Here is a 21,984-nt window from a genome sequence, read left to right on the forward strand (position 1 = left end):
GCTCGACCATCGCGATCATGCCCGATAAGATGGCACGTGACGCAACACGTCTATTTGCTGGCTGATTTTGCATCGGGCAGGCGGCCCGATGGCTACGACGAACGAGGCGCGGCAGGACATGCCTGCATGATGGACGCCTCGCTGCCGTCGCGTGCCGCACCGCAACGTGCCTGATTTCTTCGAACACAGACGGCTTGCCGGGAAGGGCTGCCCGGCACATGAGAGGGACGTGGCATGTTGAACAAGTTGATCGACATCGCGAGACACATCCGACGCAGCGAACGCTTCAAACATTCGATCAGCACGCCGGGTCGCATCACGTTGCACGCACAACAACGTTTGAACCGCGGCTACTTTGCGATCGAGATTCGCGCGCACTCCGGCTTTTTTTCAGTGATGCAGATGGTGCTGTTCATCCTGATGTATTGCGAAGAAAAGCGCCTCACGCCGCTCATTTCCGCGCGCGGCGGTATTTACGGCGATGCCGAAGGCAAGGTCGACTGGTTTTCCGAATACTTCGACACGATTGGCGCGGTGCCGCTGCCTACGTCGAACGTGCGGGTGCGCACGTCGGTCGTGAGAGATCTCGGCGGGCTCGGGTTTCGCCGCCGTTATGAGCCGAGGCTCGATCTGCGACACGCCAGCGCGTTGTTCCGCTCGCACTACCAGCCCGCTGCGCCGATCCGCGACGAAGTGGACGCGATCCGCAAGCGGCTCGGCATCGGCGCGTCGACGCTCGGCGTGCATTTCCGCGGCACCGACAAGAAGGTCGAGGCGCATACGATCGCATGGGAAGCGTTCTGCCGCCTCGTCGAGGAGACGCTCGCCGAAGAGCCGCAACTGAACAACATTTTCGTTTCGAGCGACGAACAGGCGTTCCTCGATTACTTCGCCAAATGGGACTTTCCCGTGCCCGTCAGCGTCGCGCCCGCGAGATTGCTTGCAACAGGCAGCACGCCCGTGCATTTCAGCGGTCATCCGGGACTGGCGATCGGGCGCGAGGCGCTGGTTGCGAGTCTTCTGCTCGCGAGTTGCGGATACCTGGTGAAGACGCCGTCCTATCTGTCCGCCTGGTCGAAAATGTTCAATTTGTCGCTACCGGTTAAACTCGCCGTTCCACCGCGCGAAGGCGCGTTCTGGTTCCCGGACAGCCAGATCTGGAACGAGCAGCAACAACGCGGCGAAACGACGGCAGAAGCAGACGTCCGGATGCAGAACCAGAAAACGGCCTGAACGGCGCGGCGCATGCCGCAACGCAATACGGTCAGGCGAAGCGCGAAATGCGGCCTGGCCCACAACGGCGATAGAAAAGCCGGCTTCCGGCCGCGTTCGCGAGCGGCCGGTGCGTCGGCGCTCGCGTAGAATCATCACAAAAGACCAGCACGGCAATCGGGGAAGGGCGTGAAGATTCACAGCCACTACGACAATCTGAAAGTCTCGCGGGACGCCCCTCAAGAGGTGATCCGCGCGGCCTACAAGACTTTGAGTCAGAAATATCATCCTGACCGGCGGATCGACGATCCCGATGCCGAGCGGGTGATGAAGATCATCAACGCGTCTTATGCGGTCCTGAGCGACCCCGTGCAACGCAAGGAGCACGACGAATGGCTCGCGCGTAAAGAACGCGAAGCGGCCGCATCGGCTGCGCCGCAAGCGCCGCCGCGTCAGTCGGCGCCATCATCCCAGCGGACCAGCTGGCAGGCGGCAGCCACGCAGACGAGGCGCGAGGTCCCGCCGCGTTCGCAGGCGCGTTCGAGCGCATGGACGTCGCAGGCACATGTCGATCCGCGCGCCGCAAAACGAAAGCCACGCGGCGGGTCTGGTTTTTCGCTGCGCAAGATTTCGCTGCGAAGCTGGACGGTGATCGGCGTCTGCGCGTTCTTCGGCTATGTCGCGATTTCGGAATCGACGACGCCGTGGCCGTTCACCCGCAACACCTCTTCGCATGCCTCGCCATATGGTTCGCCATACGGTGCGCGCAATCATGCCGACTCCGACGACGCCGCGCCGACGGATGGCAAGCGGCGCGGGCTCGCAGCGATGGCGTCGGCGCAGGCCGCGACCTCGCCGTGGACCAGCGACGGCTCCGTCACGAGCAACGCTTCGGCCTCGCATGCGCTGTTCGTAAGACCCACGCTCGCGCCGAACGGCCTGCCGTGGCCGTCGACGGCGGCCTATCTCGACGGCATGCCCGTCGGCGCGGCGGGCGGGCACTCTTCAGTGACGGTCGACAACTCGGTCAATCGCTTCGACGTGTTCGGCAAGCTCGTCTATAACGCGTCCGTGTTCGATCAGCCGGTGCGCCATTTCTTCGTTCCGGCCGGGCAGACCTTCACGCTGATCGGCGTCGCGCCGGGTGCGTACGACGTCCGCTATCAGAATCTCGACGACGGTGGCCTGTACAAGTCGCAAGGTTTCGAACTCAACGAACAGGCCGCCGGCAACAGCATCGACGCGACCAACGTGAGCATCACGCTCTACGCGTTGCCGGGCAGCACCGTGCAGCCGACGACGATCGGCCGCGGCGACTTCTAGCCGTTGCGGGCTGCCGGCAAACGCGCCGTGCCGCTCACTGCAGCGTCGCGCCCGCACCTCGCAGCACCACGCTCTGCCGCCCGTCGATGCTCACGGGCACATCGCCGTGCACCGTCGCGCGCCGCACGACGCGATGCGCGTCGCCGTAGTCGTTGATCGCGTAGTGTTGCGTCGCGCGGTTGTCCCAGATCGCGACGTCGCCTTGCGTCCAGTTCCAGCGCACCGTGTTTTCGAGCCGCGTGACGTGATCGTGGAAGATCTGCAGCAGATGCGCCGAGTCGCCCGCCGAGAGTCCCTTCAGACGTTGCACGAAATGGCCTAGCACCAGCGAGCGTTCGCCCGTCTCCGGGTGCACGCGCACGACGGGATGCTCGGTCTCGTAGACCGTCGACGTGAACACTTCGCGGTAGCGCTTGAGTTGCTCGGTGTCGGCGTTCACGTGCGACGACGCGTAGTCGTAGGCGTTCGTGTGCAGCGCCCAGAGCGTGTCGGCGACACGCCGCAGCGGTTCGGGCAGGTTCTCGTAAGCGGCTGCCGTGTTGGCCCAGACCGTGTCGCCGCCGTACGCTGGTATCACCACTGCGCGCAGGATCGAGATCTTCGGATACGCGTCGGTGAACGTGACGTCCGTATGCCATGAGTTCGCGCGCGCGCCATGCTGCGAATCGAGTTCGAGCAGATGGCGGCTGCCGTCGACGGAAGGCACGGTCGGATGCGCGACGGTCTCACCGAAGCGCCGCGCGAACGCTTCCTGCTCCGTGTCGTCGAGATGCTGCTGGCCGCGAAAGAACAACACCTTGTGCTTCAGCAGCGCGGCGTGGATGGCATCGAAGGTCTGCGCATCGATCGAGCCGGACAGCTTGACGCCTCGAATCTCGGCGCCGATGCGGCCGGCGACGCGGCGCAGGTCGAGCGTTTCAGGCTCAGCGTGCGCGGCTTGTGCGACGATCGTGCTTGTCTTCGATGGGGCGAGAGCCGCTTGCGTATTCGACATCTGACGTCTCCATGTAAGTGGGAACGTTCATTCAAGCAGCGTGCTCGCACAAAGAGAACTGACATTTCATGCGATGGTGTCCAGACGGATTGCGCTATCGATAGAAGGATTCGTGCAATGCGCGAAGCGCTTTCCCGCCTCGGCACAGGATGCGTCGGCGGGAAAGCGCAGTGGGTTGAGAAACAGTCGCGAGCGTTCAGTGCGGCTGCATTGGCACGAGCTTCAGCTTTCGGCGCAACGGCCGCGTGTCGTGCGTGTCGTACGCTTCGGGCATCTGCCATGCCGCGCGCAACATCTGAATGAATGCCGCTTCGCCTTCGGACAGATGTCCGTCCGCATACGCGCCTTCCTCGCACAGCGCGATGACTTCGCGGCGCATTCGCCAGTCCGTGATGTCCTGCGCGAGGCAAACAATCACGGTGGGGTCGAGGCGGCAGGTGTCGCCCCAGTTCAGATAGGCCGTCGTCGTCAGGTCCTCGCACATCTGCTGCATGACGGCGAGCAGTTGTCCGCGGTTCATCTTCAGCCGCGCTTCCATCCCGTAGCGCTCCAGTGCTTCGACTTCGTCGACACCGACGTGTCCGTCGGACAGCAGGCAGGCGGCCACGATGCGGGCGGCCGCTTCGGGACTGTCGCTTCGATAGTGACGCATTTCAGATCTCCTTTGCTTCGATTCAATGACTGCGCTCGAAAGCGCCGTGCGTCATGCGATCCAGTCGCGCGGCGCGAGGCTCGAATGCATGTGAAACGGATAGCTGGTGTCGTCGAGCATGCGCTGGCGGCGTTCGAGATCGGCGAGATCGGTCGACGATGCGAGCCACGCTTCGCGTTCGCTTTCGCGCGAGGACGTGAACAGCGTGCCAAGACGGTGTGCGAGCGGGTTGAACATGATGTGCTCCTTCAGTAGTGCGATAAGTGAAACGCGCTGGCGAAATGGGATTCGCACGGCTGCGTGACTGCGATGCGCGGGCTTGGTGCTGCTTGCCGTTTCGTCGCTTTCGACCATGACGCTGCATCGACGGGATGAATCGTAGGTGCGGCGAATTAGCGGGAAATGAGTGCGCCGGGTATGCGATGAAACGTTATGTCACGGTGTGCCATAACAGGTTTCGAGCCTGATTCAGCGGCTAATTCTTTGCTCACTTTCGGCGCACAGAATGCGAATCAACCGATGCATCACTGACACGGCATCGAATGTCCAGGAGAACAACATGAAAGGGATTCGCCACATTGCAGTCGCCGCATTGCTCGGCTTGGGACTGGTGAGCGCCGCGCAGGCACACGTGTTCGTCGGCGTCGGGATTGGACCCGTTGCGCCTGTCGTGCCCGTCGTGCCCGTCGTCTCCGTCGCGCCGTTGCCCGTGTATGCACCGCCACCGCCCGTGTATTACGCGCCGCCGCCGGCTGTCTACGCGCCGCCCGTCGTGGTCGGTTACTGGGGGCATCCGCACTATGGGTATCGCGGCTATTACGGCTATGGCTACTGGCGCTAGGCCTGTGACGAGCGCGCCGGAACGGGCGCTCATTTATTCCTAATTTTCGATCTCTACCATCGATTTCATCGCAAGGCTCATCGAGCTGATTACCCGGAGGGAAACATCATGAAAACGCTGATCAAAACCGTCGCAGTCGCTGCGTTGTTCGCACTGCCCATCGCCTCGTTCGCACAAACCACGGCGCCCGTGTCGCGCGCCGAAGTCGAGGCGCAACTCACGCAACTCGAAAATGCGGGCTACAACCCGGTTGGCGACAAGGCGCACTATCCGGCGAACCTCGAAGCGGCGCAGGCGCGTCTCGACGCGCAGCACGCGAACGGATACGGTGGCGTCGCGGATGGCACGTCGCAAAGCGGATCGAGCTTCCATCCTCAGTACGACGTCGGAATGAAGTCGATTTACGTTGGACACTGAAGCGCCGTCGAAGGGCCGAAAACCCGGCGATCCGATCGATTCAAACCGCGGGCGCGCAGAGCATTCTGCGCGCCCGCATCATTGTCTTTGCAACCAGAAGCGCGTGCCACGCGGTGTAGAATCGGCTCGCCCCAGGGCTCGCCGAAAGGCTCAACAGCAGCCTTCGGCGTTCACATCCTGTTTTGCACAACTCTCACCGGACGGCACGCATCAGACCATGTCCATGCCCAAGATCCGCTCCCTCAGAAATCAACTCGTGCTCGCGCTCTGTGTGCTGGTGAGCGTCGTCGGCGTGGTGCAGGGCATCAGTTCGTGGCAGCTCGCCAAGGCCGGCATGAACGCACTGCTCGACCTGCGGCTCGAACAGGTGGCGACGCGCCTTTATCACAGCGGCCTCGCCGATGCGCTGCCCACCACGCCCGCGCGCGGCTCGCAGCCGGAGCGCGATGTCTACCTCACGGTCTGGAAGGACGGCATCGATTCGCCTTACCGCTCGACCGACCCGTCGCTCGCATTGCCGCGCGAGGCCGAGCCGGGCTTCACCAATGCGATGGTGAACGGCGAAGACTGGCGCATCTACACGCTGCGCGAGCCGTCGATGGTGGTCCAGGTCGCACAGCGCTCGCGCGTGCGCCAGGACCTCGCCGAAGCGCGCTCGCTGAACACGCTGTGGCCGATGATCGTGCTCGTGCCGCTGGTGTGGGTCGCCGTGCTGCTCGTCGTGCGGCGTGCGCTGCGACGCCTGACGCGGCTCGGCAGACAGGTGCAGGCCATCGACATGTCGCATTTCGAGCAACTGTCGACCTCGGGCGTGCCGACGGAGATCCGCCCGTTCATCCTGTCGATCAACACGATGATCGGACGGCTCGAACAGTCGATCGAGGGCGAGCGGAAGTTCATCGCCGACGCCGCGCATGAGTTGCGCACGCCGCTCACCGCGTTGCAGTTACAGGCGGACAACCTGGCGCCGCATATCGCGCCCGGTAATCAGGAGCGCTTCCGCGAACTGCAAAGCGGCATCCGGCGCAGCGGCCGGATGATCGCGCAGCTGCTGCGGCTCGCGCGCGCCGACGCGGCGATGAAACCGGACACGCTGACGCGCGTCGACGTGTCGGAGGTGGTCGTCGACGCCGTGGCGGAAGTCTTGCCGATCGCGATGCAGCGTGGCATCGACATCGGCGCCGACGAGATGACGAGCGCCTTCGTGCGGGCCAACGACGCCGATATCGGCATCGCGCTGCGCAACCTGGTGAGCAACGCGATCCGCTACACGCCCGATGGCGGCAAGGTCGATCTGAGCATCCACGTGCGCGACGCGATGGTGTGGATCGAAGTGGTCGATAACGGGCCGGGCATCGACGAGGCGCTGCTGCCGCGCGTGTTCGACCGGTTTTTCCGCGCCAATGTGCAGATCGAAGGCAGCGGGCTCGGTTTGTCGATCGTGCAAGCTATCGTGAACCGGTACGGCGGCGCGGCGAGCCTGCGCAACCGCACGGACGGCCAGTCGGGGATCGTCGCTTCTATCGGTTTCCCGGTCGCGCCGTAAGTGGCGCACTAGCTGTGCATTGGAGGCGCGCCCGGCCGCTCATTCTTTGCTAATTCTTCGTGCCTAAGATGGGAACTGTTGGAGCAGGCCCCTCTGGTTCTGGCACGGCGATCGGTGCACGCCAGAATCCTTCGGCCGACTGCGTAGGCAGTCGGCCTTTTTTTCGTCCTCGATACTGAACCGTCGAGCCTGCGCAGGCTCGGTTATCATGCGATCTGGCTGGTGCGCGGGAGTGGGGCGCGCCAGCAACCACGGCCCGGAATCGCAAACCGCCGCCCGCGCGCAATGCGCCATGCGGTCGATCGCTCCTTGCGCTGCGGCCAACGACAATGCTTCGTTGCTGTGGACACGACATCATGCGAGTGCTACTGGTTGAAGACGATCTGCAGATTGGCCAAAGTCTGATGCGCGCGCTGCAGGACGCTGACTACAGCGTCGACTGGGTGCGCGACGGCAATGCGGGCAGCGCGGCCATCGCCGCCGCCGAATATACCGTCGTCCTGCTCGATCTCGGCTTGCCGGGCATGGGCGGCATCGAATTGCTGAGGTCGGCCCGCGCCGCGGGCAACACCGTGCCCGTGCTGATCCTCACGGCGCGCGACGATCTCGAAGCGCGTGTGCAGGGCCTCGACGTCGGCGCTGACGACTACGTGCTCAAACCCTTCGACGTGCCCGAGCTGATGGCGCGCATGCGCGCCGTGTTGCGGCGCAAGGCAGGCTACGCGTCGTCGCGTCTCGGCGACGACGCGCTGAACCTCGATCTCGACAAACGCACGCTGTGCTGCAATGGGGTGTCGTCGGTCTTGTCGGCGCGCGAGTTCGCGCTGATGCTCGCGTTTCTCGAACGGCCCGGCACGATCCTGTCGCGCGACCAGCTCGAGGACAAGCTGTACGGCTGGGGCAAGGAAGTCGAGAGCAATGCCGTCGACGTGCTCATTCACTCGGTGCGCAAGAAGTTCGGGCAATCGGTGATCCGCAACGTGCGCGGCCTCGGCTGGACCGTCATGCTCGGCGAAGCCCCGAAAACCTGACGGCGCGCGTCCTCATTCTCCCCTCACTCTGCATCGACACAATCTCCTCGACCGCACAGCAATCACGCTGAAACGCGCGGCGAGGAGAGAGCGATGAAAGGCATTCCAGAAGTCAACGTAGTTGCCGGGCGCAACGCAGCATTCGACGACACCCCAGCCGCATTCGATATGTACGATCCGTGCACCCGTACGCGGATCGCCGTGCATATCGACTGCACGCTGCAAGGCGGCGCGTGCGTGGACCAGCGCGAGCCCGTCTATGCTGCGCGTGCTTACCGCATGCAGCCGTCGCGGTGCCGCATCGGCGGGCGCGTGCGCTATCCGCGTTGCGCCGGGTGGGGCGATGGCTTCGGTACGACGCAACGTTGAGGCGCGGTCATGTCGAACCATCCGGCTATCGAAGGCCTTGCGGATCGCATGGCCGCGAGCTGGCAGGCGCGTCTCGTTCTCTGTGCGATGCCGCTGCTGGTCGGGCGACGCGCTCCCGTACGTTGCGCAGCGCCCGATGTCGCGCAGGTGCGCGCTCGCTCGCACCTGCTGTCGCTGCCGGGCGCGTGGCTCGCGGCGCTTCTCAATCCCCGTTCGCGCAGGGCGCGCGATGGCGGTCTCGACGGGCTGTGGACCTTACCGTCGACCAGACCCGGACCGATCGCCAATGCGATTCTGTATCTGCACGGCGGCGGTTATTACTTTGGATCGTCGGCGACCCATCGCGCGGTGACGACGGCGCTCGCCGCCCACAGCGGCGCGCCCGTGTTCGCACCCGACTACCGGCTCGCGCCCGAGCATCCGTTTCCCGCCGCGCTCGAAGATGCGTTGCATGCGTACCGCACGCTGATCGCGCGCGGCATTGCGGCGAATTCGATCGTCGTCGCGGGCGACTCGGCGGGCGGCGGGCTGGCGCTCGCGTTGCTGGTCGCGCTGCGCGACGCAGGCGAGGCATTGCCGGCGGGCGCCGTGCTGTTCTCGCCCTGGGCCGATCTGACGACGACATGGCGCGCCGCGCGCGGCGCAGGGCCGACCACGCGCCTCGCGATGCAACGTGCCGCGCAGATGTACATCGGCGACGCGAGCGCGTGGGACCCGTATGTGTCGCCTGCGCGCGGTGAGTTGCACGATCTGCCGCCTATCCATCTGCAGATCAGCGACAGCGAAGCGATGTACGAGGACGCGCTTGCGCTCGCGGCGCGCCTCAATCGCGAGGGCGTCACGGTGCAGGTCGCGCAATGGCACGCGATGCCGCACGCACTGCCGTGTTTCGCACCGTTCCTGCCCGAAGCGAATCAGGCGCTGCGGCAGGCGGCGATGTTCGTCAGGCGCTGCTACGCGACGCGCAAGCGCGAGGCGGCGGCTGCCGCCATCGCATGAGAACGGGATCGCAAACGACACAAAAAAGCGGACGGCATGAGCCGTCCGCATAAATGGCCAATGCTGAACACTGGCCTCTGGAAACACCTCCGGGACAATCAGACACGCGCAGGTTCGACGGGTGCGTGCACGGTGTCGTCGATGGGGAAATGCAGCAGCGCGGCGAACAGTCCCGCCAATGCCGTCGCGGCCCAGATCAGCGTGTACGAGCCCGTCACGTCGAACACGTAGCCGCCGAGCCACGCGCCGAGAAACGAACCCAGCTGATGACTGAGAAACACCACGCCGAACAGCGTGCCGAGATGCCGCGTGCCGAACACCTTGGCGATCAGGCCGCTGGTGAGCGGCACGGTGCCGAGCCACGTCAGGCCCATCACGGCGGCGAACAGCACGACGGATAGCGTCGACTTCGGCAGGAGAAAGAACGCGGCAATCGTCGCGCCGCGAATCAGATAGAGCCAGCCGAGCACCTGCTGCTGACGGAAGCGCCCGCCCAACCAGCCGCACGCCCAGCTTCCCGCCATGTTGAACAGGCCAATCAGCGCGAGTGCGGTCGCGCCAAGGCCCATCGGCATGTGGCACAAGCTCAGATAGCCGGGCAGGTGGGTGGCGATGAACGCCAGCTGGAAGCCGCAGGTGAAGAAGCCGAGCGTCAGCAGCCGGTAGCCGCGATGGCGCACGGCGTACGCGAGCGTCTCGCGCAGCGGCGGGGCAGGGGCCGCTGCGGGTGACGCAGCCACATGCGCCGCGCCGACTTTCCGATGCCGGTCGAGCAACATGCCGAAGGGTGCCGCGACCAGCATCAGGAAGGCGAGCGCATAGAGCGACGTCGATATGCCCGAGGTTTCGCGCACCAGTTGCGCGAACGGCACCATCAGCACCTGTCCCAGCGAGCCGCCCGCGCTCGCGATGCCCATTGCCATGCTGCGCTGCTCGGGCGTCGCGACGCGCCCGACGGCCGTCAGCACGACGCCGAAGGTCGTGCAGCTCACGCCGATGCCGACCAGCAGCCCAAGGCCGACAATCAGCGCGATACCGGACGGTGAACTGGCCGCGAGCGCGAGGCCCGCGGCGAAGGTCGTAGCGCCGAACGCGACCACGGGCGCGGCGCCGTAGCGGTCCGCGGCGGCGCCCGCGAACGGCTGCGCGAAGCCCCATACGAGATTGTGCAGCGCGATCGCAAAGGCCACGAGCGTGACGGGCAGGCCGCGGTCGAACGAAAACGGACCGATGAACAGACCGAAGGTCTGCCGGATGCCCATGGCCGCGCTGATGATCAGCGCGGCGGCGACGATCACGTAAACCGTCGGGTTCTTGAGGGGTGCTGCGTAAGCGGATTTGGCCGTCGACATGTTTCGTTTCCTCCTGGCGGCATCCTCGCAGCAGCGAGCAGGCGCGACAAACGAAAAGTTTTCGGCGACAGATGAAGAAAATTCACTCGCGGGGCGAACACGCCGCTAGCGGGTTGCCGTTGTGAGGTGCACGGCGTCATCGATTGAAGTCGTGTCATCGAACGCGTGGGCTTCCTGAAGCAGCCAGCGCTTGAATGCCTGCAGATCCGGCCGCTCGTCGGTGCCTTCGGCGCTGACCAGCCAGTATGCCGTCTTCGCATCGACGGTGGGCGCGCCCGCTTCGACGAGCGTGCCGTCAAACAGCTCGCGGTTCACCAGCGGCCGTCTGCCGATCGCGACGCCCGTACCCGTTGTGGCCGCTTCGAGCGCCAGCTGGATCGTGTCGAAGCGCAGGCCGCCCGCCGCGTCGATATCGTGGATACCCGCGCCGTCCAGCCACGCCTGCCAGTCTTCGCTCGCGGTATCGACATGAATCAGCGTCGCGCGGCGCAAGTCGATGTTGCCGTGTGCGTCGCGCAGCTTGTCGCGATACGCCGGGCTGCAGACGGGCACGAGTCGCTCGCCGAACAGGCGGCTCCAGTCGCTGCCCGGCACCGGGCCACGGCTCAGACGGATGCCGAAGTCGAAACCGTCGACGGGAAAGCCCACCTGGCGGCGTGAGGTATCGACGGACACGTCGATGCCCGGCCACTGTGCGCGAAACTCGAACAGGCGCGGCACGAGCCAGCGCATCGCGAGCGTCGGCGCGCAGCTCACCGTTACCGTGCGATGCGTGCGGTTGTCGGGCAGCCGCTGCGTGCCGAGCGCGATCAACGAGAACGCCTCGGCGATGTAGGGGAAATATTGCTCGCCCGCGGGTGTCAGCGACAGCTTGCGCGGCTCGCGAACGAACAGCGCGACCCCGAGCGATTCTTCGAGCGCGACGATGCCGTGGCTAACCGCGCTCGGCGTCACGTTCAGCTCGGCGGCAGCGAGCTTGAAACTACCGTGCCGCGCTGCCGCCTCGAAGAAACGTAGCGAGTTAAGCGGGGGCAGGCGAAGCGGCATGGCGCGACCTTTGGGCGTGTGGGTGAGGGGAAGGTGATTTGCCCGGCTAGCGGTCAGCCGCGCGCCGTGCGTGCCGCAAGCCGTCAGTGATACCGGCGGACACGCCGTGCCGTTCGCATGCGCTCAAGGGCAGCACGAGCAGCCGCGATGCCGCATGCCGTATCCGCCTTCGCCTTCGGATGCGCCGCCCGACGAACCGCCCGACGCGCTGCCGAGCAACGCCGGCGCGCCCACCCGCACGCGTTCCGCGGAGGTGCCGCAGCGGGGACAACTGGCCGGTTCGTCGCGTTCAGCGATGCGCCGCACCGTTTCAAACGCGCCGCACTCGGCGCACTCGTAGTCGTACACAGGCATGACTTGTTCCGTTGTTGTCGGCACGACGCGCCCGCGGCGCGCGATACGTTTCAGCGCTTGCGCCGGCTGCTGCGCGTGCGCTCGTGAAACCCATCGGGCTTCGTGCGTACCCAGTTCACGAAAGCTCTGACTTGTTCGTTTTCGAGCAGGCGATCGACGGATGCATAGCTTGTCGCCAGTTCGCGCTCCGAAAAAAGCGCATGCAACTGCCGATGGCAGATCCGGTGCAGCGCAACCGTTTCCCGGCCGCCTTCCGTCTTCGGCACCAGATGATGCTCGTCGCGCTGATCGGCGGGAATCGCGCGGCCGCACAACGGACACGCTTCTTCCGCTGGCGGCCGATACCAGGACTCCACTTCACGCTTATGCATCCATACTCCATCGATGCCCCTGCGAATCCCATCATCCTACCAACTTTCACGGCGGGCACTGGCGCCGTGCGTACGCGCAAGCGGCGATGCTATGCTGGCCTCTCTTCGTCACAGGAAGGCAAGGGCATGACGATGGTCGATACGCATGCGGAGCCGGGCCCCCGTGTGGGCTCGCGTCCTGATCCCGCTTCGGGCGGGCGCGCCGAATACCGGCCGCCCGTCAACGAGGACGAGTTGCTGTTGAAGTGGATTCGCCGCGCGCGCGAGTCGCAGAAGAGCCACTACGACATGGCCGATCTGCTGGCCGCGCGTAACCGGATGTTCGGCATCGGCGTGACCGTCGTGTCGGCCGTGGTCGGGACGACGGTGTTTCTGTCGCTGGTGGCGTCGGCGGATTCGCGCTGGGTGCGGCTCGTCGTCGGGCTGGTGAGCATAGCGGCGGCCGCATCGGCGGCGTTGCAGACCTTTCTGCGCTATGCGGAGCGCGCCGAGCAGCATCGTTCGGCGGGCGCGCGCTATGGCGCGGTGCGGCGCAGGCTGGAAGCGATTTACGCAGGCGACCCGAGCGCTCGCGACGGCCGCTATGTGAGTGAAGCGCGCGACATCCTCGACCGGCTCGCGGAAGACTCACCGAGCGTGCCGCCGCGCGTGTTCAGGCGCACCCAGGAAACGTTGCGGGTCGCGGCGTTGCAAGGCCGCGACGAAGCCCGCTGGGAATGACCGCGTAACGTGATCGTGCCGGGCGTCACGCTCGCAGTCGCGCGCCGGGCGTGTCGCCGCGCGCAGCGGGATGAGGCATCAGTGAAGGCATATCGGCGGGATCGGCGGCGTTGCTGAACAGCCGGCACACTTCGCTTGCCGTGCCGCACGCGTGCAGGCGCTCGCGAAAATGCTGGTCGCAAAAGCGCTGCGCGACATCCGCGAGCAGATTCAGATGCATCGTGTTCGCGCCTTCGGGCACGAGCAGCGCGATCACGTCGCTGACGGGCTTCGCGTCCGGCGCGTCGAAATCGAGCGGCATGCGCGGGCGCACGTACAGCACGACGGCAGTCAGCAAGCCTTCGATCTGGCTATGCGGGACGGCGACGCCCTGTCCAAGTCCCGTCGAGCCGAGCGCTTCGCGCGTGTTCAGTCCTTCGATCACCTGGCCAGCGGGCACGCCATAGTGCGTTTCGCAAAACGCGCCGAGTTGCGCGAACAATGCCGCGCGATTTGCAGAGTCCGTATCGAGCAGCACGTTGCCGGGGCTCAACAGTCGCTCGAGCGTCTCGCCGTCGTCGTCACTGGTTTTGACGGGTGGTTTCGCGGGGCGCAACGCGCTCGCCGCCTGCGCCCACGAGGTGGCGCGCAGCAGATCGCGCCAGCCGTCCGTCGGCGTGTCGGGTATCTCGAACAGATGGCCGAACTGCGCGGCAGGCGCAATGCGCGTCACCTGCTGGATCGCGCCGTTCACCGCGTCTTTCGGCAGATATAGCGAGAGTTGCACGCGGTCGGTATGCGGCAGCGTCGCGATACGGATGGTCCACGGCTGGCCCGCGCAATCGCGGGTCAGCGCACGGCGCAATGGCGTAACGTGTTGCGCGTCGAGCGTTACGCGCATCATCACGCTGCGACCGGACGTGCGGCGCCGCGCAGCTTCGTCGTGATGGTGGTGAACGCCGAAAATGGCGCGCAGAATGGCTCGGGTCTTCGTCATGCCCTTTCTCCAGACTGACAACGAAACTAGCGTAGCGCGATTCGCATTAAAACCGAATAAAAAAACGGGGCGCCCGAATGTGGGGTGTCGCACGCATTGCGGCGCGCAATGGTGTTAAAGACGTGCCTGTGGCACCGCGCTGTGTCCTTGAAGAATGCCCGCAGAATCGATACTCACGCTCATCACGCGCCCGGAGGCTTCATTCATGCTGACGCTGTATTCGTACCCTGATCTGTTCGGCGTTGCCGACAACAACGCGTTCGGCCTGAAGGTCTACGCGTTCATGCGGCTGTGCGGACTCGATTTCGAGCACCGGCATATTCTCGATACGTCGCGCGCGCCGCGCGGCCAGCTGCCGTATCTATCGGACGGCGACGAAACGATCGGCGACAGCGACGCGATCATCGCGTATCTGAAGGACAAATACGATCTGCGGATCGACCGCGCGCTATCGCAAGGTCAGGCGAATCTCGACTTCCTTGTGCGCCGCACACTCGACGATCTCTACTGGCCGATGAGCTATTCGCGCTGGCGCGACGACCGTTATTGGCCGGCGTTTCGCGATGCCGTGCTGCGCGAGCATGCCGACGTCACCACGAGCGATCTCGAAGCGGCGCGCGAGTACAACCGGCAGCGCTATCACTTTCAGGGCATCGGCCGTTACGAGCCGGATCAGGTGTACGCGCGCGGCATCGGCGATTTGCGGGTGGTCGCCGATCTGCTCGGCGATAGCGGCTTCGTATTCGGCCCCGAACCGGCGACCATCGACGCCGCGATCTACGGCTTTGTCGCGAACATTTACTTTTATGAAATCGACACGCCGCTGAAGGCTTACGTGATGTCGCGGCCTGAGCTGATACGCCATTGTCGTGCTGTGCACGAGCGTATCGCTAGCGCCTGAAGCACAGGCCGTCAGGAACTCGACCGTGGCATTGGCTGTCATCGGATAGGATTGACGTTCGTCAAAGGATCGAAGCGGAACGATCGACGCACATCCGCTACCGGGGTCCACCAACGGTACCAATAACCGAATCAAGCAAGGGAGAAACAATGACACTACACCGCCGCCGATTCATCGCGATGTCCACAGCCGCGCTTGCGACGGGCGGACTGGCGCTCGCGGGCTGCACGACCACGGGGCCGTCGTCGGATGCGTCGCCCGAAGCGAACGCGGGCAAGCGCCGGTCGATCGACGCGGACGTCGACGGGACGCTCACGCGGCTGTTCAATACCATCGGCGGCTCGCGCGAACTCGCCGACAAGTCGCGCGGCATTCTCGTCTTCCCTTCGGTGATTTCGGCGGGCTTCTGGTTCGGCGGGCAGTACGGGCAGGGCGCGCTGCGCGTCGGCGGGCAGACGTCGGGCTATTACAGCATCGCGGCGGCATCGTTCGGCTTGCAGATCGGCGCGCAGTCGAAGGCGATCATCATGCTGTTCATGACGGATGACGCGCTCAACAACTTCACGCGCAGCCAGGGCTGGTCGGCAGGCGTCGATGCATCGGTCGCGCTCGTGAACGTCGGCGCGAACGGCAATGTCGATACGTCGACGGCAATGAGTCCCGTCGAAGCGTTCGTGCTCACGAATGCCGGGCTGATGGCGGGCGTATCGCTGGAAGGCTCGAAGATTTCCCGCCTGATCATCTGATCGCATTCGTCGATCGCATGCCACGGATGGCGCGTTCCGCGCCATCCGCTTTCTCTCGAATCCTCAGTTCAATCGTGCTGCGCATCCACCGCAGCGTGCCGTGCCTCGCTCATTTATCGCTAAGTCTCGCGTCGCATCATGCGTCACATGGAACAACGCAACGACGGAGGCACACGAAATGGTCAGGCACATTCTGGTAGCGGTCAGCACGAACCCGGACAACAGCGTATTGAAGTCCGCCATCGACAAGGCCCGCCAAACGGGCGCACGGCTCACGGCCGTGTATGTCGTCGATACGATGCCCTGGTGGGCGATGGCAGGTGTCGAGTACGGCTGCCTCGACTCGATACAGATGGTCGAAGAACTGGAGCGCGTGGTCGAACGCCGCTGCAATGCCGTGTTCGAACTCGACGCATGGGACATTCATACGCAGGCCGTCACGGTCCCGCTCGAAGGCGGCAGCGTGGGCCGCAGAATCGCGCGGTTCGCCGAAGAACTCGATGCGGACATGATCGTCGTCGGCGCGGGGCAGGGCTCGAAATGGCGCTTCTGGGAAGAGCGGATGAGCGACGTGGTCGCGCGCTGCACGCGTCGCGCGGTGCTGGTCACCGCAACCGTCGATGCGCGCCGCGACGAGCCCGCGGACGAAGCAGCGCATCGTCATCAGCAGGCACGGACGCGTTCACCCGCCCGCGCGCAAACGCTGTGAGCTACGCGCCGCCGATCAGCTTCAGCCCCGCCGGCAACGATTCGCCGAATACGCGGCCGGTGTCGGCTTCATCGAGCGCGACGGTCTCGCGGACCATCTGGATCCATGCGGGCGCCGCACCGAGTGTTTCGAGCCGCCGTATCACCGTGTCGCGCGCCGCGTCGGGCAGGTCGCGCGAACGGTCGCCCGTCATACGTGACAACTGCACGGCAGCGAACGCGGCAGGTTCGACCTTTTTCCAGTCCAGCGCAAGCACGGCTTCGAGCCAGGGCAGCGCGACCTCGGGCGGCACGACGCCATGCGCGCTGCCATAGAACGGCAGCCGCGCGCCAATGCGCCCGATGGCCCACCACGTTTGATGATTCTCCGAAGGCTTGCGCAGACGTTCGAGCAATTGCTGCGCGAGCGTGATCTTGCGTTCCACCGAAATTCGCTCCAGCGAAGCCTGCACACGAATCATGTCCGCATAGCCGACCTTGGCGGGATCGAACGGCAGCTTCTGCTTTTTGATGCTCGCGGCCTGCAGGAAGTCCATCGCGTCGAGCAACTGAAGCTGCGCATTTTCGCTCAGCCCGCCTGCCGCGCGACGCCATAGGGTCCACCATTCAGACCACACGCGGCTTTCGTGGATGTACTGGATGCCGTCGTCGAAAATCGACCATAGCTGCTCGACGCGCCATTCGTCGAGTGGATAGCCGAAGCCTGGTCGCAGGCAATAGCCCACCAGATTGAGCCATAGCCGCTCGTGATCCGCTGAGCGGCGCCGACGCTTGGCGCGGTCCCACAACGCGCCGAACAGTTCGCGTAAGAGCGCGACGTCCCAGTTGTCGCGCGGTCCGAGCGTGTGTTCGAGTTGCGCGCGCAGACGCTTGACTTCGTGGGGGCCGACATTCGATGCACGCGCGCCGAACGCGCGCTCGATCAGTTCGATTGCATTGTCGAGCGATGGGTGGCGCGCGCTTTCGCCGTTCTCACCGACTGCCGCAGACGCCTCGTCGCGTCGCAATTCGAATTGCAGGAGCCAGCGTTGCGAAGGGTCGTCGGTCGCGATGCAGTTCACCTCGAGCGTGCCGACCTCGGTGATCGACGTGGTGAGCTTCACGGGACGCTCGTCGGCATCGGATGTCTGCTGGCGTTGCACGACGGTTGCAATGGGCGGCAGACGCACGAAATCGCCTTGCGACAGATCGGTGAGTTCGCCCGGTTTGAAGCGCGTGTCGGCAACCGTCGACATCAAGTGAAAACGCACCGGCTGCCCGAGCCGCAGTGCGAACACGCGGTCGTCGAGATGCACTTCGTGCGCTTCTTCCGTGCCGCGCGGCAACAGGCAGATGCCCTGATCGCCTTCGAGCACGAGGAAATAGCTGCGCGCCGAGCCGCCGCCGATGCGCGGCGCGTTGCCCGCGCGCGCGAGTCCATACGCGACGGCGCCGCGCGCGACGGCGACATCGGGATGATCGTTTTGCAGCACGTGCAGCGGCTTGCCGCGCCATGCGCCAAGCGTGCCGGCGAGCCGTTGCGTCAGTGCATGAGCGCGGAACACACCGCCGTTGAGCAGCAGCGTGTCGGGAACGGGCAGCGTATCGTCTGCGCTGTTCCCGTCAGCTTCGCCGAGCGCCTCGCGCGATTGCGCGGCAAGACGCTTCAGAAACGCCGCGACGTGCCGCGTGACGGCCGCGTCGCTGGCATAGGGCAGGCCGAATTCGACGATCGCGGCGCGTGAGCGGCGCGGCATCTCATCGGCGGAGACTTGCGGAAAGAATCCGTCGACCACGATGCGCCCGATCTCGTCGCGTGTCAGATGCGTGGTGCGCGCGCCGCCAATCAGGCGTGACCCCGAGCCGAGCAGCGTGATCGCCACCGACTCGGGCGCGTTCGCATCGAGCAATTGCTCCTTGGCGACGCGACAGCGCTCGACCAGTTGCGACAGACTCGCCGCCGACAGCCGCGCCTGACCGTCCTGCGACTGTGTGAGGCGCGTCTCGACCAGCCGCGCGAGCGCGAGGTCCATGTTGTCGCCGCCGAGCATCAGATGATTGCCCACGCCGATGCGCGTCAGTTGCGGCTCGCCGCTTGCGTCGATGTGAACCTTGATCAGCGTGAGATCGGTCGTGCCGCCGCCGACGTCGCAGATCAGCACGAGCTTCGTGTCGCTTAACTGTTCTCGTAGATTGACCCGATGATGAAACAGCCAGTCGTAGAACGCGGCCTGCGGCTCTTCGAGCAGCCGCAGCGCAGGCAGCTTCGCGAGACGCGCGGCTTCGAGCGTCAATGCGCGCGCGCCTTCGTCGAACGATGCGGGCACCGTGAGCACGACGTTCTGCTGTTCGAGCGGTGCGTCGGGAAAGCGTGTGTTCCAGGCGGCGCGCACGTGCGCGAGATAGCTCGCGCTTGCGGCGACGGGCGAGACTTTCGCCACGTCGTCGGGCGCGCCCCACGGCAGGATCGGCGCGAGCCGGTCCACCGATGCATGCGACAGCCAGCTTTTCGCGCTCGTGACGAGCCGCCCCGGCACCTGCGCGCCGAGCGCGCGCGCAAGCTGGCCGATGACGGGCGGCTGTGTGCCACCGTCTTTTTCAGCGGCTTGCGGCCACGGCAGTTGCAGATCGCCAGGATTCAGCTCGCCCGCAGCCGGGTGATAGCGCACGGACGGCAACAGCGGCCGCGCGGCCATTTCGCCGGGCGCGACGAGCTGATCGACCTCGAACACGCGGATATCGTCGGAACCTGTTTCGACGTACGCGACGACGGTATTGCTCGTGCCGAGGTCGATACCGACCGTGAAGCGCGCGGCTGACTGCTTCTGCTTGTGCTTCATCGAAGCCTTGATGGTCAGCCTTGCGCGCCGCCGCGCACGTCGAACTCGACTTTCCAGCGCTCGTTCGTGCCGCGCGGAATCGCTTCGAGTTCGAGCGTGCCCGCTTCCGTCACGCGCGCGTGCAGCTTGACGGGCACGACTTCGCCGACGGTGCGGCCTTCGGCGGGCAGCGACGCTTCGATCTCTTCGAGTTCCTGCAATTCTTCTGGCGACCAGTAATCGAGCATCGTGCCGACCTGATCGAGACGCCGCACCGAACTTCCGAAGAACCGGAAATGCACCGGCTCGCCGACCACCAGCCCGAACTCCTGTTCCGGCAGCGGCGCGTCGGTGCCTTCTTCCATGCCGAACGGCGCGACGCACAGCGCCGAGATGGGCGGCTCCATGCCGGGCACGGCGGGCATCGCCGATTCGATTGCGACGTAGTACGCCCGCGCCGTGCCGCCGCGAATACGCACGCCACGGCCGCGCTTCACGTAGCCGTAGTACGCGGCGCCGCGCGCCACGGCGAGATCGAGGTCCGCGCCTTCGAGCAGACGCGCCGGCGCGGCGCCGTCGGCCGTGAGCCAGCCGTTGAGCGTCGACATGATCCGCTCGACCAGCAGCGGCGACTTGAACACGCCGCCGTTGAACAGCACGGCTGTCGGATGCAGGAAGGTCGCGCTGGCTTCGAGCGGCAACTGGCCCAGCGCCTGCGTGCCTTGCAGCTCCGCGAGCGCCGCGACCTGGCGACCGAGAAACGCCGCGAGATGGCGCGTGATGCCCGCGTCCTGCGCGTACGGCAGACCGAGCTGCGTGAGGCCGGCGCGCGTGCGGGTTATCGGCCGGGCCGACGAATCGACTTGCGGGAAAAAGCCTTCGAGGATCGTCTGCGTGAGTTCGTCGCGCGTGAGTTCGGTGCGGATCGAGCCGCCGATCAGCTTCGAGCCGCGGCTCGGCACGACGAGGGGCACGGCATCCGTCGACGGGTCGGACAGCAGCGTTTCCTTCGCGCCGCGGCACGCGTAGGTGAGGGCGCGCAGTTGCCACGGATCGGCCTGCGTGCCTTGCGATGCGAGCTTGCGCGCGACCACGTGCGCGAGCGCGAGGTCCATGTTGTCGCCGCCGAGCAGAATGTGATCGCCGACCGCGACGCGATGCAGTTCGAGATTGCCTTCGCGCTCGATCACGGCGATCAGCGAGAGGTCGGTCGTGCCGCCGCCGACGTCGACGACGAGAATGATGTCGCCGACCTTGACCTGCTTGCGCCAGCCGCCCGTGCTCTTCTGGATCCAGCTATAGAGCGCGGCCTGCGGTTCTTCGAGCAGCGTCATCTGGCCGTAGCCGGCGGCGTTGGCGGCTTCCGCCGTCAGCTCGCGCGCGGCGGGATCGAACGACGCGGGAATCGTCACCGTGATTTCCTGCTGGTCGAACGGCGCGTCGGGATGCGCGTGGTTCCATGCTTCGCGCAGATGCGTCAGATAGCGCACCGAGCTTTCGAGCGGCGACACGCGCGCGACTTCGGGCGGCGCGTCGCTCGGCAGAATGGCCGCGCGGCGATCGACGCCCGGATGGCACAGCCAGCTTTTCGCGCTCGACACGAGGCGGATCGGCGTGCCTGCGCCGCGGCTGCGCGCCATTTCGCCGACGGCGAAGGTACGCTCGCCCGTCCACGGCAATGCGAGGTCGCCGGGCGTCAGTTCGCTTTCATGTGGCAGATACAGAAACGACGGCAGCAGATCGAGGTCTTCGATCGCGCCTGGCGCGGTCAGCTGGGTAACGGGCATCACCTGCTGCTCGGTCTTTTCGCCGTCGCTCGCGGCGAGATCGACGTACGACAGCGCGCAGTGCGTCGTGCCCAGATCGATACCGATCGAATAGCGCGGATCGCTCATAGTTCCACCTCGGCGGGGGCTAGCACGGTGGCGTCGTGGCTCTGCGTGAGCTTGGGCAAACGCACGTCGGCGACGCGCCAGCCGCGATGGCTGATGCTGCCCGAAAACGGCGCCTTGCCGACGACGTTGCCCGTCAGGCGGATCGCCGTCGCGTCGAAACCTTCGTTGATCGTCACGCGGCTGCCTTCGGCTTCGTCGCGCACCGGTTGAATCGTGAAGTGCTCGCGCAGCGTCGCGCGGCAGCCGTCATGGACGAGGCGCGCGGCCGCGCCGATGTCGGCGTCTGAATACTTCGCGATGTCTTCCTCGACGAAATCGATGAAGCGTGCATCGCGCTGGAGCAGGCCGAGCAACTGGAGCGCGGCTTCGGGCGTGGCTTCCTTGATGACGACGGGCGCAGGGGCCGGGGCGGGTGCCGCTACGGGCGCTGCGGCGGGAGCCGGTGCCGGCGTGGGCGCTGCGCCGCTGCGCAGACGCAGCACGCTGGCAGCGAAGTCGCCATCGCCCAGAATGCTGAAAAATGTTCCGAAGGCAAGCGACAGCCTGCCCAGCAACGAAACGTTCGGTTCGGTCATGAAAGATCGCTCCTGATTCTTTGGATACGGTCGCGCCGCGCGGCTGTCGCGCGGCGGCGTGGAATTCGGGGCGGACGGTGGCGGCCGCCGCAAACGGGCGGACGCACGCTCGATCTGTCCGCGTCAAAACCCGTATTTTGCCTTGTTGCGAGCCTGG

At 65.5% G+C, this 21,984-nt stretch carries 23 protein-coding genes; 12 read left to right on the forward strand and 11 right to left on the reverse strand.

Annotation, left to right across the window (positions count from 1 at the left end):
- Positions 1–234: 234 nt before the first annotated feature.
- Complete coding sequence (locus PPGU16_RS18065; RefSeq protein ID WP_180724013.1) at positions 235–1,233, forward strand: O-fucosyltransferase family protein; 999 nt, start codon at positions 235–237, stop codon at positions 1,231–1,233.
- Positions 1,234–1,401: 168 nt separating this feature from the next.
- Positions 1,402–2,535 (forward strand): J domain-containing protein, encoded by a 1,134-nt coding sequence (locus tag PPGU16_RS18070; RefSeq protein ID WP_180724015.1) that lies wholly within the window; start codon positions 1,402–1,404, stop codon positions 2,533–2,535.
- Positions 2,536–2,569: 34 nt separating this feature from the next.
- Here the strand turns inward: PPGU16_RS18070 and PPGU16_RS18075 are convergent, their stop codons facing one another.
- The 3 genes from PPGU16_RS18075 to PPGU16_RS18085 form a co-directional block, all read right to left on the reverse strand.
- Entirely contained in the window at positions 2,570–3,529 is a 960-nt protein-coding gene (locus PPGU16_RS18075) for a TauD/TfdA dioxygenase family protein (protein ID WP_180724016.1), read from the reverse strand.
- A gap of 196 nt (positions 3,530–3,725) precedes the next feature.
- A complete protein-coding gene (locus PPGU16_RS18080; protein ID WP_180724018.1) occupies positions 3,726–4,181 on the reverse strand; it encodes a tellurite resistance TerB family protein in 456 nt (151 codons plus the stop codon).
- A 51-nt stretch (positions 4,182–4,232) separates the two neighbouring features.
- Positions 4,233–4,418, reverse strand: coding sequence for a DUF3563 family protein (locus PPGU16_RS18085; protein ID WP_180724019.1), 186 nt, complete (start codon positions 4,416–4,418; stop codon positions 4,233–4,235).
- Positions 4,419–4,740: 322 nt separating this feature from the next.
- Here PPGU16_RS18085 and PPGU16_RS18090 point away from each other — a divergent pair, with 322 nt between their 5' ends.
- The 6 genes from PPGU16_RS18090 (at position 4,741) to PPGU16_RS18115 (ending at position 9,384) form a co-directional block, all read left to right on the forward strand.
- Complete coding sequence (locus tag PPGU16_RS18090) at positions 4,741–5,022, forward strand: hypothetical protein (RefSeq protein WP_180724021.1); 282 nt, start codon at positions 4,741–4,743, stop codon at positions 5,020–5,022.
- A gap of 108 nt (positions 5,023–5,130) precedes the next feature.
- The gene (locus PPGU16_RS18095; RefSeq protein ID WP_180724022.1) at positions 5,131–5,439 is read left to right on the forward strand and encodes a DUF4148 domain-containing protein; all 309 of its coding nucleotides are present in this window, start codon (positions 5,131–5,133) and stop codon (positions 5,437–5,439) included.
- A 217-nt stretch (positions 5,440–5,656) separates the two neighbouring features.
- Positions 5,657–6,985 (forward strand): sensor histidine kinase, encoded by a 1,329-nt coding sequence (locus tag PPGU16_RS18100; protein WP_180724024.1) that lies wholly within the window; start codon positions 5,657–5,659, stop codon positions 6,983–6,985.
- A gap of 356 nt (positions 6,986–7,341) precedes the next feature.
- Positions 7,342–8,016, forward strand: a complete 675-nt coding sequence (locus tag PPGU16_RS18105) for a response regulator transcription factor (RefSeq protein WP_007589771.1) — start codon at positions 7,342–7,344, stop codon at positions 8,014–8,016.
- A gap of 93 nt (positions 8,017–8,109) precedes the next feature.
- Positions 8,110–8,385 carry a hypothetical protein gene (locus PPGU16_RS18110; protein ID WP_180724025.1) on the forward strand — a complete coding sequence of 92 codons (276 nt, stop codon included), beginning with the start codon at positions 8,110–8,112 and terminating at the stop codon, positions 8,383–8,385.
- A gap of 9 nt (positions 8,386–8,394) precedes the next feature.
- Positions 8,395–9,384, forward strand: coding sequence for an alpha/beta hydrolase (locus tag PPGU16_RS18115; protein ID WP_180724027.1), 990 nt, complete (start codon positions 8,395–8,397; stop codon positions 9,382–9,384).
- A 98-nt stretch (positions 9,385–9,482) separates the two neighbouring features.
- Here the strand turns inward: PPGU16_RS18115 and PPGU16_RS18120 are convergent, their stop codons facing one another.
- The 4 genes from PPGU16_RS18120 to PPGU16_RS18135 all read right to left on the reverse strand — a co-directional run bounded on the left by PPGU16_RS18120 (position 9,483) and on the right by PPGU16_RS18135 (position 12,508).
- The gene (locus PPGU16_RS18120) at positions 9,483–10,736 is read right to left on the reverse strand and encodes an MFS transporter (RefSeq protein ID WP_180724029.1); all 1,254 of its coding nucleotides are present in this window, start codon (positions 10,734–10,736) and stop codon (positions 9,483–9,485) included.
- A gap of 105 nt (positions 10,737–10,841) precedes the next feature.
- A complete protein-coding gene (gene gcvA / locus PPGU16_RS18125) occupies positions 10,842–11,783 on the reverse strand; it encodes a transcriptional regulator GcvA (protein ID WP_180724030.1) in 942 nt (313 codons plus the stop codon).
- A 123-nt stretch (positions 11,784–11,906) separates the two neighbouring features.
- Entirely contained in the window at positions 11,907–12,137 is a 231-nt protein-coding gene (locus tag PPGU16_RS18130) for an FmdB family zinc ribbon protein (protein WP_180724032.1), read from the reverse strand.
- A 50-nt stretch (positions 12,138–12,187) separates the two neighbouring features.
- Positions 12,188–12,508, reverse strand: a complete 321-nt coding sequence (locus PPGU16_RS18135; RefSeq protein WP_180724033.1) for an HNH endonuclease — start codon at positions 12,506–12,508, stop codon at positions 12,188–12,190.
- A gap of 126 nt (positions 12,509–12,634) precedes the next feature.
- On the opposite strand from PPGU16_RS18135, the gene PPGU16_RS18140 reads away from it, so the two are divergent.
- A complete protein-coding gene (locus PPGU16_RS18140) occupies positions 12,635–13,228 on the forward strand; it encodes an SLATT domain-containing protein (RefSeq protein WP_180724035.1) in 594 nt (197 codons plus the stop codon).
- A gap of 25 nt (positions 13,229–13,253) precedes the next feature.
- On the opposite strand, the gene PPGU16_RS18145 is transcribed toward PPGU16_RS18140, so the two are convergent.
- Positions 13,254–14,204, reverse strand: a complete 951-nt coding sequence (locus tag PPGU16_RS18145; protein ID WP_180724037.1) for a PTS sugar transporter subunit IIA — start codon at positions 14,202–14,204, stop codon at positions 13,254–13,256.
- Between the two features lie 205 nt (positions 14,205–14,409).
- Here PPGU16_RS18145 and PPGU16_RS18150 point away from each other — a divergent pair, with 205 nt between their 5' ends.
- From PPGU16_RS18150 to PPGU16_RS18160, 3 genes are all read left to right on the forward strand, one after another.
- On the forward strand, positions 14,410–15,105 hold the full coding sequence (locus PPGU16_RS18150) for a glutathione S-transferase C-terminal domain-containing protein (RefSeq protein WP_180724038.1): 696 nt from the start codon (positions 14,410–14,412) through the stop codon (positions 15,103–15,105).
- A 149-nt stretch (positions 15,106–15,254) separates the two neighbouring features.
- The gene (locus PPGU16_RS18155) at positions 15,255–15,851 is read left to right on the forward strand and encodes a BPSL1445 family SYLF domain-containing lipoprotein (RefSeq protein ID WP_180724040.1); all 597 of its coding nucleotides are present in this window, start codon (positions 15,255–15,257) and stop codon (positions 15,849–15,851) included.
- 178 nt (positions 15,852–16,029) lie between these two features.
- Positions 16,030–16,560, forward strand: coding sequence for a universal stress protein (locus tag PPGU16_RS18160; RefSeq protein ID WP_180724042.1), 531 nt, complete (start codon positions 16,030–16,032; stop codon positions 16,558–16,560).
- A gap of 1 nt (position 16,561) precedes the next feature.
- Here PPGU16_RS18160 and PPGU16_RS18165 read toward each other — a convergent pair whose 3' ends face one another.
- The 3 genes from PPGU16_RS18165 to PPGU16_RS18175 are packed head-to-tail and all read right to left on the reverse strand — an operon-like array spanning position 16,562 to position 21,827.
- A complete protein-coding gene (locus PPGU16_RS18165) occupies positions 16,562–19,378 on the reverse strand; it encodes an Hsp70 family protein (protein ID WP_180724044.1) in 2,817 nt (938 codons plus the stop codon).
- 14 nt (positions 19,379–19,392) lie between these two features.
- Positions 19,393–21,252, reverse strand: coding sequence for an Hsp70 family protein (locus PPGU16_RS18170; RefSeq protein WP_180724045.1), 1,860 nt, complete (start codon positions 21,250–21,252; stop codon positions 19,393–19,395).
- On the reverse strand, positions 21,249–21,827 hold the full coding sequence (locus PPGU16_RS18175) for a DUF2760 domain-containing protein (RefSeq protein WP_180724047.1): 579 nt from the start codon (positions 21,825–21,827) through the stop codon (positions 21,249–21,251). The genes PPGU16_RS18170 and PPGU16_RS18175 overlap by 4 nt, the downstream gene beginning before the upstream one ends.
- Positions 21,828–21,984: the final 157 nt, after the last annotated feature.

This window comes from Paraburkholderia largidicola, assembly GCF_013426895.1.
GTDB classification, from domain to species: domain Bacteria; phylum Pseudomonadota; class Gammaproteobacteria; order Burkholderiales; family Burkholderiaceae; genus Paraburkholderia; species Paraburkholderia largidicola.

Coding starts and splice junctions, on each gene's coding strand:
- PPGU16_RS18155 (WP_180724040.1), top strand. CDS start 15,255: ATGACACTACACCGCCGCCGATTCATCGCGATGTCCACAGCCGCGCTT.
- PPGU16_RS18110 (WP_180724025.1), top strand. CDS start 8,110: ATGAAAGGCATTCCAGAAGTCAACGTAGTTGCCGGGCGCAACGCAGCA.
- PPGU16_RS18080 (WP_180724018.1), bottom strand. CDS start 4,181: ATGCGTCACTATCGAAGCGACAGTCCCGAAGCGGCCGCCCGCATCGTG.
- PPGU16_RS18150 (WP_180724038.1), top strand. CDS start 14,410: ATGCTGACGCTGTATTCGTACCCTGATCTGTTCGGCGTTGCCGACAAC.
- PPGU16_RS18090 (WP_180724021.1), top strand. CDS start 4,741: ATGAAAGGGATTCGCCACATTGCAGTCGCCGCATTGCTCGGCTTGGGA.
- PPGU16_RS18120 (WP_180724029.1), bottom strand. CDS start 10,736: ATGTCGACGGCCAAATCCGCTTACGCAGCACCCCTCAAGAACCCGACG.
- PPGU16_RS18135 (WP_180724033.1), bottom strand. CDS start 12,508: ATGCATAAGCGTGAAGTGGAGTCCTGGTATCGGCCGCCAGCGGAAGAA.
- PPGU16_RS18175 (WP_180724047.1), bottom strand. CDS start 21,827: ATGACCGAACCGAACGTTTCGTTGCTGGGCAGGCTGTCGCTTGCCTTC.
- gcvA (WP_180724030.1), bottom strand. CDS start 11,783: ATGCCGCTTCGCCTGCCCCCGCTTAACTCGCTACGTTTCTTCGAGGCG.
- PPGU16_RS18085 (WP_180724019.1), bottom strand. CDS start 4,418: ATGTTCAACCCGCTCGCACACCGTCTTGGCACGCTGTTCACGTCCTCG.
- PPGU16_RS18065 (WP_180724013.1), top strand. CDS start 235: ATGTTGAACAAGTTGATCGACATCGCGAGACACATCCGACGCAGCGAA.
- PPGU16_RS18140 (WP_180724035.1), top strand. CDS start 12,635: ATGACGATGGTCGATACGCATGCGGAGCCGGGCCCCCGTGTGGGCTCG.
- PPGU16_RS18130 (WP_180724032.1), bottom strand. CDS start 12,137: ATGCCTGTGTACGACTACGAGTGCGCCGAGTGCGGCGCGTTTGAAACG.
- PPGU16_RS18075 (WP_180724016.1), bottom strand. CDS start 3,529: ATGTCGAATACGCAAGCGGCTCTCGCCCCATCGAAGACAAGCACGATC.
- PPGU16_RS18095 (WP_180724022.1), top strand. CDS start 5,131: ATGAAAACGCTGATCAAAACCGTCGCAGTCGCTGCGTTGTTCGCACTG.
- PPGU16_RS18170 (WP_180724045.1), bottom strand. CDS start 21,252: ATGAGCGATCCGCGCTATTCGATCGGTATCGATCTGGGCACGACGCAC.
- PPGU16_RS18105 (WP_007589771.1), top strand. CDS start 7,342: ATGCGAGTGCTACTGGTTGAAGACGATCTGCAGATTGGCCAAAGTCTG.
- PPGU16_RS18145 (WP_180724037.1), bottom strand. CDS start 14,204: ATGACGAAGACCCGAGCCATTCTGCGCGCCATTTTCGGCGTTCACCAC.
- PPGU16_RS18100 (WP_180724024.1), top strand. CDS start 5,657: ATGTCCATGCCCAAGATCCGCTCCCTCAGAAATCAACTCGTGCTCGCG.
- PPGU16_RS18115 (WP_180724027.1), top strand. CDS start 8,395: ATGTCGAACCATCCGGCTATCGAAGGCCTTGCGGATCGCATGGCCGCG.
- PPGU16_RS18160 (WP_180724042.1), top strand. CDS start 16,030: ATGGTCAGGCACATTCTGGTAGCGGTCAGCACGAACCCGGACAACAGC.
- PPGU16_RS18165 (WP_180724044.1), bottom strand. CDS start 19,378: ATGAAGCACAAGCAGAAGCAGTCAGCCGCGCGCTTCACGGTCGGTATC.